The 13,102-nt window shown below is 44.9% G+C and carries 9 protein-coding genes; all 9 read right to left on the reverse strand.

The genetic code is table 11. The features are described from left to right. Nucleotides 1-7 precede the first annotated feature (7 nt). Entirely contained in the window at nt 8-1,897 is a 1,890-nt protein-coding gene (locus ACFPZG_RS01585) for a S8 family peptidase (RefSeq protein ID WP_317940374.1), read from the reverse strand. An 81-nt stretch (nt 1,898-1,978) separates the two neighbouring features. Continuing rightward, complete coding sequence (locus ACFPZG_RS01590; RefSeq protein ID WP_317940375.1) at nt 1,979-3,472, reverse strand: N-acetylmuramoyl-L-alanine amidase; 1,494 nt, start codon at nt 3,470-3,472, stop codon at nt 1,979-1,981. Nucleotides 3,473-3,689: 217 nt separating this feature from the next. Then, nucleotides 3,690-5,900: a 5'-nucleotidase C-terminal domain-containing protein gene (locus ACFPZG_RS01595; RefSeq protein WP_283734708.1), complete on the reverse strand. Its 2,211-nt coding sequence runs from the start codon at nt 5,898-5,900 to the stop codon at nt 3,690-3,692. A gap of 269 nt (nt 5,901-6,169) precedes the next feature. Further along, complete coding sequence (locus tag ACFPZG_RS01600) at nt 6,170-7,084, reverse strand: DMT family transporter (protein ID WP_317940376.1); 915 nt, start codon at nt 7,082-7,084, stop codon at nt 6,170-6,172. 842 nt (nt 7,085-7,926) lie between these two features. Next, nucleotides 7,927-9,369: a sodium/pantothenate symporter gene (gene panF / locus ACFPZG_RS01605; RefSeq protein WP_317940425.1), complete on the reverse strand. Its 1,443-nt coding sequence runs from the start codon at nt 9,367-9,369 to the stop codon at nt 7,927-7,929. Next, nucleotides 9,369-9,689 carry a YhdT family protein gene (locus ACFPZG_RS01610; RefSeq protein ID WP_317940377.1) on the reverse strand — a complete coding sequence of 107 codons (321 nt, stop codon included), beginning with the start codon at nt 9,687-9,689 and terminating at the stop codon, nt 9,369-9,371. Before ACFPZG_RS01610 ends, panF begins: the two co-directional genes overlap by 1 nt. A 337-nt stretch (nt 9,690-10,026) precedes the next feature. Then, on the reverse strand, nt 10,027-11,097 hold the full coding sequence (locus ACFPZG_RS01615) for a CAP and S-layer homology domain-containing protein (RefSeq protein WP_283733024.1): 1,071 nt from the start codon (nt 11,095-11,097) through the stop codon (nt 10,027-10,029). Nucleotides 11,098-11,347: 250 nt separating this feature from the next. Then, the gene (locus tag ACFPZG_RS01620) at nt 11,348-11,803 is read right to left on the reverse strand and encodes a GNAT family N-acetyltransferase (protein ID WP_283733025.1); all 456 of its coding nucleotides are present in this window, start codon (nt 11,801-11,803) and stop codon (nt 11,348-11,350) included. Between the two features lie 34 nt (nt 11,804-11,837). Further along, nucleotides 11,838-12,815, reverse strand: coding sequence for a nuclease-related domain-containing protein (locus ACFPZG_RS01625; RefSeq protein ID WP_317940378.1), 978 nt, complete (start codon nt 12,813-12,815; stop codon nt 11,838-11,840). Nucleotides 12,816-13,102: the final 287 nt, after the last annotated feature.

Below are 13,102 nucleotides of genomic sequence, written 5' to 3' on the forward strand. Positions count from 1 at the left end.
TTTCCATTTACTTGAACGCATCCTCTTGTACCCTTGCAAGAAAGACTGCGAAATCTGCACGGCTCATTTGGTCGTTCGGTTTGAATGTGTTGTCAGTGTAGCCATTTGTTATTTTGGCGGCGACGAGAGCATTGACTGCGTCATAGGAAGCCATTGATGGACTGCAGTCTGTGAATCGATTGACGTTATCCGTTTTCAACTTGAATGCTTTGGATATGAGGATTGCCATTTCCCCACGTGTCACCTTTTGATCAGGCTTGAATGTATTGCCTGCAAATCCGGAAACGATTCCGGCGTTTTTCAATGCCTCGATGTAACCGGCTGCGAATGAAGTTGGCGATACGTCTTTAAATGTGTTTGTTGCGGATTTTTCGGGATATCCTAAAGCCCTTCCTATAATGGTAGCCGCTTCAGCCCTTGTGATATTTTCATATGGACGGATTGTTGCGTCAGGGAAGCCTTTTAATTGCTTCTTAGACGTCAAATATCCTATAGGACCGGCAAAACGCTGGCGGTTATTCATGTCTTTGAAATTAGGTTCTTGTAGATGAATGATTTTCTTTTCTATCCACTCGGTTCCTTGTGCTGTTTTGGTTTTAATCAGTAAATCAAAGGTTCCTGCAACACCGTAAACTTCCCATTTTCCATCTGTGAGAACGATGTTGTTGTCCCCTTGGATTGCTACTTTTTTATCGCCTGTATATTGCAACGTTAACTTTCCAGGCTCCGACTTCTCTATGAATTCGATTGTATTTTCAAAGTTTTGCTTGTACTGGATAAGACCGTAACCGTAGATATTATCTTTTCCCGGTTCACCAAGGTCCTTTGCGGAATTCATTATCAACTTGCGAAGCTCGGTATTCGTCAATGTCGGGAATCGTTCTTTGTAGAGTGCGAGGATACCCGTCACATGTGCTGTCGCCATTGATGTTCCGGACAAGCGTGTGTAGCCGTCCGCTTTACTATCTTCAAAATCCCATTTCATGGGGTAGGTACTGAAAATTGATTCGCCTGGTGCTGCAATGTCAATTTCCTTTCCAGTCGCGCTGTTTTTAAGCTTCGTCAAGTCTGATTTGACGGCCGCCACTGCGATGACGGATTCGTATTTGGCTGGGTACATGACTGAGCTGTTTTGCTGGTCGCCATTGTTGCCTCCGGACCCAACGATAAGCATTCCTTTTTCGTATGCTTTCTTTAACGCTTTTTCAAGCGCCGGATCGTCTTTTTCAGTCGTAATACTTAAGTTTAAGATATCGATTTTCTGCTCGATGGCCCAATCAATGCCATCAATCAGGCTATTTGTCGAACCGACGCCAAAGCCGTTTAGTGCTTTAATGCTGTAAAGGTCGACTTCAGGTGCAATCCCTACGATTCCGGTTTGATTGGCAAGAGCAGCAATGATCCCAGCGACATGTGTTCCGTGGCCGTTGTCGTCATCATAAGGAACGTCAATCGGACAATCATTAGCCATTGAACAATAGCCGCCTAAGACACGCAGATCCCGATGGTTGACGTCAATTCCGGAGTCAAGGACAGCGACTCTGATGCCTTTGCCGGTATAGGGGGTTGTGATTTTTTTCGTTGTGTTGATGAGTGAACTGGAAGATAAATCTTTGTCCGCATCTTTTTCATATGTGATGTTGTTTTGGATTGTGATTTCAGGGTATTTATCTTGTAATCTATCAAGTTCGATACTTGTCAATGATGCGGAAATAATGTCGAAATCAGAGTAGGCTTTCTCAACTTGCATACCGTTTTCATTCATATACTTGACTAATTCGCTTTGTTCCCCGCCACTGATCAAATACGTTTTCAGCATTTCTTGCGCATTTGCATTGATTTGTATTGTGAAAATGAGTGTAAAAATGATTGCTATGGAACCTATATACTTTTTCACTGATTTCACCGTCCTTGTCAGAGATACCTATAAAATAAGCCCTCCAGAAAGAGAAATTCCAGTAGGGCTGTTGATAACCTATTAATGATATTTTTTTGAAGGTGTAGCATGGTTGTTCGTATAAAACGACATGATATCCTCGCGGCCTTCATAGTTATACAAATAATCGAGAGTGCCAAGGAATACCGCCTTCGCCATCGTTTCGCGATGTGCTGGAGATGCGATAAATTGTGCATCTTTTGCATTGTCGATGAAACCGACTTCGATTAAAGTAGCAGGCATTGAATTTTCACGGATGACTTGAAGCGATTTGCTTTGTACGCGACGGTCCGGTAGTTTCCATGCTTCAAGCATCCGCTTCTGGATGTATGTCGCAAGCGCTTTTGATTCCGCTACTTTCGGGTTATTTGCCGCGCTATAGTAGAATGTCTCGATGCCTGTTGCTTTACCGTTAAAGGCATTTGCATGTACACTCACGAACAAGTCCGCCTTGTTATCTTTTGCGAATTTTACACGATCTGAGCGTTCAACGAAAACGTCTGTTTCGCGTGTCAGCTTGACGTTGATTGGCGTGCCTTGGAAGTATTTCTTGACGCGTTTGGAAATATCCAAGACGACTTCTTTTTCCTGCATTTTATTCCCAACTGCTCCAGGGTCTTTTCCACCGTGGCCGGGATCAATGACGATTGTCAGCTGGTTTAATGGTTTTTCGACTCCGATAATATCAGTAATGACATCGATTGGATCTTGGATTCCACTAATCGTCGGCTCATCTGTAGTTAAGTATTCACCATGGATGAAGCCATAGGAGTTGTCCACTTTTGCATATACCCAGCTTCCGACAGTATAGAGAATGTCGACCGGGTAGCCTGTAAATAACTTTTTAGTGTTTGTATAGTCAGTGGATGGGCCTGTCCGCATGTTAAGCGTAGTGGTTTCATCCACGGCTACGAACATTTGAGTGGATGATTGTTCCTCACCTTTCACTCGGAATTCTGCATTGACTGCACGTGCAAGGAATACTGCGAAGTCCCCGCGTTTCATAAGGTCCTCTGTTCCGAAGTTGCCATTGCCTGTCCCTTGCGAAATTCCTTTTGCCATGAATTCCTTTGCAGCGGCGTTCGTCGTGTCAGATTGGTAGCCGAATGCCCTGCTGATGAGTAATGCCATTTCACCGCGTTTTAATTGCTGTTCAGGCTTGTACAGATAAGTTCCGTCTTCTTGTTTGTAGCCGAAGATAATGCCACGGTTAACGGATTCTTCTATGTATCCTGAAGCAAAATGCTCTGTTGCTACATCCGAGAATCTTGATTCGACAGGTGTCCCGTGCAATTGGATCGCTTTTCCGATCATTGCAGCGGCATGCGCACGTGTCATTGGTGCGTCAGGGTCGTAATGGGTGAATATGTCGGATGTTGTTATATTTCCTTGCTGTAGATAGCTTATCTCTTTATACGCTCTATGTGTTGAAGGGATGTCCACAAAATCGGTAGCGGCTGAGGCAGGGTTAGGTGTGAAAAGGTCAAATGAAAAAATCAATAGAAGCGACAACAAATATAAAACACTTTTTTTCATCTAATACTGTACTCCTTTGTGGAAAATGTTTCTTTTAGTCTACCATATCGATTTTTAGATTTATATGTTTCATTAGGACTAATTTCTGTTATTTTGGAGTTTCGTGTCTAAACGGGGTGCGGAATTGGGTCGAAATGGGGTGGATAATGAGTGGTGCTTACATAATAAAAATAGAAGAGGTGAGAATTGTAGAATTCTCACCTCTTCTATTTATTAATTATTTTGTTTTGTAGCCGTTTTGTTGAGTTGCAAGAGAAACGTCGATGATGCGGCCTTCGATTTCAGGTGTTAGGTCGCCTTCAAGTGTTTTTACGTATTCGATGAAGTTTTCATAGTCTACGAAGCCTGGTTCTGATACTTTACCTGCTTTGTATGCATTGCCAAGATGCGTGAATCCGTCGCCGCCTTTAGCAGTAAACACGTTTGTTGCGATGAAGTATGTTTTTGTTTTATCCAAATCAACATATTTGTCGCCTTCAAGGATTTGAACGGATTGGACACGCTCACCTTTCGCTTTCGTGCTGTCATATGTGAATTTCATGCCGGAAACGTGAAGGAATCCGCCGCTTTCTTTCAAGCCTTTTCCGCCGTCGATTACATCAGCGCCAATGCCGTGTTCAAGCGTTGCTAATAAGTCAGCGCCAGAAAGTTCAGCGATTGCAAGTGCATTGCCGTATGGCATAACTTTTAGGACATCGCCTGTAGTAATGTCACCTTCTGCAATTGATTCACGAATACCGCCGCCGTTTTGGATTGCGATTGTTGTCTTGTCGTTGATGGACTTCGCTTTCCAAAGCATTGCGTCAGTGATCAAGTTTCCAAGATTTGTTTCGTTATGACGAACACTTGAAAGGCCTTCATTATTTGTGTCGCGATTTCCGTCTAAAAGCACTGATGCTTTAGAGCCGATGGATTCTTCTTTGATTTCTTTCACTTTTTCCGTGAATGGTGCCAAAATATCAGCTGCTTTTTTGTCTGCTTTCATTTCTTTAGTATCAATGGTGATTAACTTACCAGCATGTGAGTAGATTTCACCTTTAGGATTGAATTTAACGTCCAATGTTCCAAGTACTTTTCCGTATTCATTTGCTTGGACAATGATTGTTGGTGAATTGCCGTTAATTACAACTACAGGTTCGCCGATTGAGGAATGCGTATGACCGCCGACGATGATGTCGATTCCCGCAACTTGTTTCGCAAGTTCTTGGTCATTGTCCCATACGAGTGAATCGTCGAAACCGATATGCGTAAGCGCGATGATTTTATTGACGCCTTGAGCTTCAAATGCCTTGACGGAAGCTTTGGCACGTTCAATATAGTTTTCGAATTTAACTTCACCAGTACTTGAAATAGTAGGAGTTTCTTCAGTCGTTAAACCGAAGACGCCGACTTTTTGACCGTTTACATTAATGACGATTCCATCATAGATTTGTCCGTCCTTATAGTTAGCGGAAACATTTCTTGTTTGAAGACCATCGAAAAGCTTGTCCTTCGAGAAGTCGACGTTTGCTGAAACGAACGGGAATTTTGCAGCTTTGACGAATTCCTGAAGTTTCAAATGCCCTTCTGCCGAGCTTCCAAGGTCGAACTCATGGTTACCGAATGTCATTGCATCGAAACCAAGTTGGTTCATCATAGCGACATCTGCTGCACCATGGAATGCGTTGAAGTAAAGGTCACCGGAGAATGCGTCCCCTGCATGAAGAAGTACGTTGTTTTTATGTTCGCTTCTTAGTTCATTCACGACCGTTGATACATACGGGAATGTTGATAAGTATGCATGATGGTCGTTCATATGCATGACCATTAGGTCGATAAAGCCAAGACTTTCTTGTGCACGATATAGGAATAAAGCGATTTCGCCGCGAGTGACGTTGTCATAAGCGCCGAAGTTTGTATCGGATTTGCCTTGAGTGACACTGGCTTTCACAAGTGCCTCAACGTATTTTGCAAAGTTTGAGTTGACGTCTTTGAATTGTGTTGATTTTACATTATTGTCGATGGAAAGCTTGCCCGCATTTGCGAGTACTTTCGCCATTTGGTTACGTGTTAATAGTTCGTCTGAGCCGAATTCATTGGCATTCAAGCCGTCGATGATTTTAGCTTCGACAAGTGCGTTGACTGCCCACTTTGAACGTGCTGGAACGTCTTTGAAGCCAGCGTCTTTATAGGCTTTGTTAGGGTCGAATCCTAATGCGTTAGCGATCAGAACTGCAGCATCCGCACGTTTGACAGAATCCGTTGTTCCGAATTGGTCAGGCGTATACCCTCTCGTGATGGCATGTGTGTACAGGAAGTCTACCGCGGCCTGATAGTTAGTAGATACATCTTTGAATGTGCTAGTGGCTGCGGAAGCCGATGGAGTTGCTACTGCAACAGCTGCTGCCGCTGCAACAATCGATGTTGCTAAAAACTTTTTGCTTTGCATTGATTTCAAATCATTTCCCCCTCTTTCGAGTAGTCAGTATCAAAGTTATTCTACCATTGAATTTGTTCTAACTCTATGGAAAATGGTAATTTGATTGTAATGTTTTTGTAATGTTTTTGTGAATATGCGCGAATGGCGGGCGTTTATGCTTGATTACGGGCAAATATGCGTGTATGGGGAAGTTTATGCTTGAGTACGAGCGAATATGCGGGATTTAGGGAGTTTATGCGTTATTAGGGCGATTTATGCGTGGATAGGAAAAGCCGTCGTTAGAGCGACGGCTTGGGGGTTGTTTTTCTTTTTTTCCAGAGGTCTTCGGCGGCGCCGGATCCTAAGATGACGCCGATTATGATGAGTAGGAAGCCGAATAGGTGGCTACCTGTGATAATTTCTCCCAAGAATAGGGCTGAGCCTGAAAGGGCGAATAAGGTGTTCAGGTTCATGAAGATTGCGGCTTTAGAGGGGCCGATTTGCCCGATAGAGTAGTTGTAGAGCATGTGTCCGACGGCTGTACCAAGGATGGCGCTTGTTGCAAATATTACCCAGAAGCTTGACGGGACGGTTGTGAATTTTATCAGTTCACCGGGTTCTTGTATCAAGCTGATGACGGACAGAATTAGGCCGCCTACTATAAGCATGTACGCGGTGAGTAGCCTTGGGTCAAGCGTTCTTGCTGCCTTCGAGATTACCAAAAAAGATAGGACTTGTGCAAGGATGGAGATAAAGACAAATGCGTCGCCAATTTGAAGGCCAGCTAATGATTCGCCACCTGCGAGTACGACAGATCCGATTCCGATGAAACCGATTGCGGCCCCGATCCATTGGATTTTAGTCGGGTAGTTGCGCAGGATGAGTGCTGTGCAGATTGCTGTTAGGACTGGGCCGGTTCCGAGAATTAGACTGGCGTTGGTGCCGGTCGTGCGAAAGAGGCCCATATTGAGAAAGTAGTGGTGGAAGACGACGTTGAGGACGGCTCCGCCTACTATATATGCCCATTCTTTTTTTGTTGGCAGCCGAACAATTTTGAAGGCTGCAAGGATTATGAAGACTGTTATTCCGGCTGTGAGGATGCGGAATGCGGTCATCGTGACGGGGTTCATGTAGATGAGGAGGTATTTGAGCATTGGGAGGTTGAGTCCCCAGAGTAGCATGGTGATGGTGAGAAGTATGTATAGTTTCCACATGGTGATTGATAGCCTTCTTTCTGAGTGAGTAGATGATAGAGAATAGTTTAGCATATTGGGGCGGGCATTTGCGTGTTTGTGAGGAGTTATGCGTGAGTTTGGGGAGTTATGCGTGTTTGGCGGAGGTTATGCGTGTCTGGGATGAATTATGCGTGAATTAGGGAGATTCCAGAGATATTGCTCTTAATGGTTGAATAATAATTGTAGTTATAGGGAATATTAGTTCGCTTTAATTAATCTGAAATGATAAAATAATAGATGCAGCAACATATGCGGATGGGCGGTTGTCACACTCCTTTTGCGAAGGAGGTGATCATATATGGTGACTTACGAAACAATGAATATACTTGTGCAGTTATGTATATTGCATGCACTCTGGGCTACGGCCGTTATTGCATCGTTAGCATTGTTCACCAAAAGAAAGTAACCACCCTCCGCTAACTCCCAAGTAAGCAAGGTGGTTACTACACTTTCGCAAGCTGGGCAACCGCTCTTCATGCGGATGTAAGCTGCAATTATTAAATTGACTGAGCGTTGGACGACGCTCGGTCTTTTTTAGTATATGTTTATTGTAACATTTGTATAAGGGAATTTCACTATTTAGATATCGCGGGGGTTGTTTTGTGTAGTTCTCCACTGGTCGCGCTGAATGCCTTTGACAAATTAGGGGTTGGGGTGAGGGCGTTATGCGTGTTTGGGTGTATTTATGCGTGTTTAGCGGAGTTTATGCGTGTTTGGAGGCGTTTATGCGTGAGTGTGGGGATTTATGCTTGATTGATAGAGTTTATGCGTTTTTAGATGGGAAAAGCGGACTCTCCGGTGTGGGGGTCCGCTTTTTATTGCTAAAATTGGAAGGCTTTTCGCTTAATGGCGAGGGAGCCGATGATGTAGGCGATTAGGGACAGGACGACTGGGATCGTGACTGTGTGGACGCCTAATAGGTTGCCGTATGCATTGTTGTAGAAGTGGATTGCGATGTAGCTCACAATTCCGGTGATCATGCTGAGTAAGGCGCCGTATTTGTTGCCGTATTTCCAGTAGAGTCCAAGGACCACTGGCCAGATGAATGCGGCTTCGAGTCCCCCGAAGGCGAATAGGTTCAGGAAGATGAGCAGGTCGGGCGGCTGGATGGCTAATAGGAATACGATGATTCCAAGGATGCCTGTGACGCCGATGCTTATTTGTTTGACCCGCTTTTCAGTAGCTTCCGGTTTGATGAAGTTCAGGTAGACGTCTTTGACGATTGCTGAGCTGACTAATAATAGTAGCGAGTCAACTGTCGACATGATGGCTGCCATTGGTGCTGCAAGGACGATGCCTGCGAGCCATGCGGGTAGTACTTCGAGTGCGATTAATGGGATTACTTTATCCCCTACGTCGATACCTGGCAAGATTGGTCGGGCGAAAACGCCGATTAAGTGCATGTTTAGCATGATGAAACCGGTGACGATTGTTCCGATGACGAGTGCCCGGTGCATCGCTTTGGAGCTTTTGTAACTCATTGCGCGGACTGCCATTTGCGGAAGTCCGACGACGCCGACACCGACGAGTATCCAGAAGGAGGATACGTAGGCGGCAGTTAGGGTTCCGTCTGCTCCGAATGGTGTGACGAGTCTCGGGTTTTCATTCAATAAATCCTGCATGATGGCTGGGACTCCCCCGCCTGCGATGATGACGCCGATTAGTAGGATCAGTGTGCCAACGACCATGATGGCTCCTTGGACGGCGTCGGTTAGTGCGACTGCGCGGAATCCGCCGATTGTCACGTAGACGAGGACGGAAATCGCGAAGATGAAGAGCGCTGTCGTGTACTCGAGTCCCGTGAGCGATTCAATGAGCCGCCCCCCGCCGACCCATTGTGCGGTCATGGCGGAGAATAGGAAAATGATGATTGCGATGGCTGATAGAATCGCGACTGCTGGGCTGTTGTAGCGCGCTTTGAGGAAATCGATCATCGTGACGGCGTTGTATTTCCGGCCAAGGATGGCGAATTTTTTCCCTAAGATGAGCAGGACGAAATAGCCCGTGACGACTTGGGTCATTGCGAGTAGAATCCAGCCGAAGCCGACTGTGTATGCAGTTCCGGGGCCTCCAAGGAAGCTGGAAGCGCTTCCGTACGTGGCGACCATTGTCATGGCGAGGACAAAGCCTCCTAATTCACGTCCACCAAGGAAGTATTCTTGGAGGAACCCTCCGCTTGAGCTCATTTGTTTTGATGCGATGAAGCCTATGGCAAAGATTGCGACCAAGAAAATGACGAGCGGGATGATGACTTGCATGTTCATCATTTTTGCGATTCCTCCTTTGTTTCGGCGTATGGATCCGCGTCGAGCGGGACTTCTTTTAAGACAAATTTTGTGATGATGATGACGAGTGCGCACATCAGGACGAAGCCGATGACGCAGCTATAGAAAAACCAGTCGGGCAAGCCGAGGATGTATGTATATTCTTCGGGTGGGCGGGATCCGAGTCCGTAGGCGAAACCGTACCACCAGATGAAATTGAAGATTGCAAGTGCGACGCCGATTAGGGCTTCTTTATGCGCAATTTTGAACCGCGGATCGGGTTTGTATGTGTCGGTAGAAGCTTGTTTGTTGGCGGACATTTTCGGGTCTCCTTTCTTTTCATGATCTTGAGGTTGATTATACAGGAATTTCTTGTTTTTGGGAGGAGGATTTTTGTGGGAGTGTTAGTGGATATGCGTGAGATTTGGGATTTATGAGGGATTGGGAGAGGATATGCGTAGAAATTGGGATTTATGAGGGATTTGGAGGGGTTATGGGCTTTTGAGAGTGTTTATGCGTGTTTTGGGCTGTCGTGGGGTTATTTTTATTGTTAGACGGATTTGGGTCGCGCCAAATTGGTTTTGACAAATTAAGAGTTAGGGTTTTGGAGATTAATTGAAAAGCCCGTGAATCTAAAGGGATTCACGGGCTTTTTGATTACTTTTTAGAGAAGATGTGTACCCAGTATGTTCTGCCGTTAGTGGATGTTGCGTAGCCGGAACCGATGTTTGTGAAGTTTGTATTCATCATATTTCGATAGTGGCCTGATGAGTTGATCCATCCAGTGACTACCTCTTCTGGTGTTCGGTAGCCATATGCGATATTTTCTCCGTAAGTGGTCCAAGTGTAATTGAACGTGGCGAGCATGTCCCCGACCGATCCGTAAGTTGGGGATGTGTGGTCGAAATAGCCGTTCTTGGCCATGTCTTCAGCTTTGATTTGCGCAATTTCGGTTAGATCAAGATCATGTGAAAGTTGATTGATCCCTTTGGCCTTCCGCTCTTTATTGACAAGATTAATCGTTTCAACTGCATTTTGCTTTACATCAATTACTTTCGGAAATGGCGTAGGCTTTGATTTATCCACGTACATTTTATGTTTTTCATCGTACGTTATTGTGCCGACTTCCCGTTTGGTATCAAATTCGAGTGCACGTCCTATGAATGCAGAGAGCTGGGCACGAGTTACTGAAGCATGCGGGTCAAATTTGGATGCTGTCACTCCTTGTGAAATCTCCGTTTCTGCGAGTGTAATAATGTAGCCATGCCAATAATCTCTCGGTACATCTACGAATTGAGCCATATGGTGATCGTCGACGATAATTTTGAAGCCTTCAACTATGATTTTCGCCATTTGAGCGCGTGTAAGTGGATCATTTGGATTGAATTTGGTTGAGTTTGCGACTATTCCCTTTTCGGCGAGTGCTTCGATTTCATTGTATGCAAAATGTGTAGGTGGGACATCTGTGAAATTGGATGAAAAGTTTTCGGAAGGCGTTAATTTTAGTGCTTTTCCGATAATCTTGGCAGCTTGTCCGCGCGTCACGAGTTGTCCTGGTTTGAAACTTCCATCGTTGTAACCGCTAATGATGTCTTTTGAGTAGAGTTCCTCAATTTGTGGGTAAGCCCAATAGTTTGTAGAGACGTCTTTAAATGTAGCAGCAGATACTGAGCTGGATGCACTGACTAATAGAATTGAAACGAGTACGGTTGTTAGCCATTTCTTCAATTAATAACCTCCTCAATTATATGTCTTTCATTTTAATAGATTTGGAGATGGAGAGCAAAAGAAATGGGAATTGAGAGAGAATGGAATGTTTTGGGAGTTTATGCGTTTCTGCGAGTGTTTATGGACTTTTGCGGGAAGATATGCGCTTTTGGGGGAGTTTATGGACTTTTGAAGTCATTTATGAGCTTTTGTAGGAGTTTATGAGTTTTTGAGGTTTATTGCCATAAAAAAACGCTCCTTGGTGGGAACGTTAGGGTTCGTTGATGTAGTAGTCCATTACGAGTTCATCTTCGAGAAGTTCGTCGGTTACGGTGAAGCCTACTTTTTGGTAGAATTCTATGGCTCCTGGATTTTCGGGCCAGACGGATAGGCGAATTCTTTGGCAGTCTGGCTTGGCTGCGAGCATGTCGATGGCAACTCTCATCGCTTGTTTGCCGAAGCCCTTGCCTTGGAATTGATCGCCGATCATGAAGCGTGGGATCCAGTAACGGTCGTAGTCTTCGTTTTCGGGTACGTCTTCGATTGCAAGGAGGCCGATGACTGTTTCATCGTCTACGATTGCGTATGGTGTGAAGTTCGGATCGACGTATGCCCAGGCGATTGTGTTGACGTTCTTCGCGATGAATTCTTTTTGGGATTCAGCTACTTCAAGCCTGACACATGCGCGTATATTGTCTTGAGTTACCTTTTGTAGTGTGATGTTCATTGGTAGGCTCCCCCCGTTTCATAGTAGTGTTGCTTTATTCGACGGGGATTGGGGATTTCCCTTCTTTCGTTAAGATATAATGTGCCGCTTTCCTTTCCCCGATAAGTTGCAGGCCGGTTTTGGCAAGCAGACCGCGTGCGACGTTGCGGTTGTCGAGTTTGGTGAAATAGCGGAATTCGCTGTTTGTCATTTTGGGTTTGATCAACATAAACCAGTCTTCGATTGTTTGGTAGTGTTCGGTTTTGCCAGTGTGGCCGCATAAGCAGTTCCACTTTTCCCTCCCCCACCTCATGCCGATTTCGTTGCAGGATGGGCAGAGAACGCCGGGTTTGATATCGGACGGATTGATGCCGTATAGGTCTGCGATTGGGAATGGATTGTAGTCTTTATGGCTTGCGATAAATGTGTTTGCGAGAGTCTGTATTGCTTTTTTGTCGAGAACTTGTTGGGCTTCAGGTTGCGAGCTTAAATAGGCTGGTATTGCGCTTGTGAGTAGAATTTCCATCTCGGGTGACGGATGTTCGATGGCGATTTCGTTGGTGTCGGAGAATGTGAGGATGCCTTCGATGGGGATTTTGATGCTTCTTTTGTCGAGCCATTTTGATAGGAACTGGATTTTACGGTTAACTTCCATGATTGGACTCGGGATTGGTTTCCGGTCTCCGTTTCGGAAAACTCGAATGAATTGGGTTGGATTTGCTTTGATGACCGTCTTGTCTTTGAAGTTTTTCACTTCGATGATTGTGATTGATGATGGTGTGATGAGTAGTGAGTCGATTTGGAAATAGGTGCCTTCGTGTTGTAGGTATAGATCGTGAAGGATGGCGAACGAGTAGTTCGGCTTGAAATTTGCTATTTGGTCGTCGAATTCGAGTTCGCCGTTGTAGCCTGCTTGATAGATTAGTAGGTTCTTTTGGACGGTGGTCTTTTTTTCGTGATCATGCGGCAGGCGTTTGTCTAAGGAAATGAGTGCTTTGAGTTCGTTTGGCATTTTCCGTTTTTTGTAGATCATTTTATCACCTCATGGTTAGTTTAACTTGCAAGCCGCGCGAATGGAATAGTTTGGGTGAAACTCGATTTTTGGGTAGTTTTTTGAATTTTGAGCTTATCGAGATAGTAGAGGTTATGCGGAGTTTTTTTGTTTTATGCGTCAGAATATGATTTTATGAGTTTTTATGGGAATTTATGCGTAAGTACTGGAGTTTATGAGCTTTTGGAGGGCTTTATGCGTAAGTATTGGAGTTTATGAGCTTTGGTAGATATTTATGCGTGTTTCATTTAAAAAACCGCCGGTCTCGG

Source organism: Sporosarcina thermotolerans (assembly GCF_042658975.1).
Lineage (GTDB): Bacteria > Bacillota > Bacilli > Bacillales_A > Planococcaceae > Sporosarcina > Sporosarcina thermotolerans.

Coding starts and splice junctions, on each gene's coding strand:
- ACFPZG_RS01590 (WP_317940375.1), bottom strand. CDS start 3,472: ATGAAAAAAAGTGTTTTATATTTGTTGTCGCTTCTATTGATTTTTTCA.
- ACFPZG_RS01595 (WP_283734708.1), bottom strand. CDS start 5,900: ATGCAAAGCAAAAAGTTTTTAGCAACATCGATTGTTGCAGCGGCAGCA.
- ACFPZG_RS01600 (WP_317940376.1), bottom strand. CDS start 7,084: ATGTGGAAACTATACATACTTCTCACCATCACCATGCTACTCTGGGGA.
- panF (WP_317940425.1), bottom strand. CDS start 9,369: ATGAACATGCAAGTCATCATCCCGCTCGTCATTTTCTTGGTCGCAATC.
- ACFPZG_RS01610 (WP_317940377.1), bottom strand. CDS start 9,689: ATGTCCGCCAACAAACAAGCTTCTACCGACACATACAAACCCGATCCG.
- ACFPZG_RS01620 (WP_283733025.1), bottom strand. CDS start 11,803: ATGAACATCACACTACAAAAGGTAACTCAAGACAATATACGCGCATGT.
- ACFPZG_RS01625 (WP_317940378.1), bottom strand. CDS start 12,815: ATGATCTACAAAAAACGGAAAATGCCAAACGAACTCAAAGCACTCATT.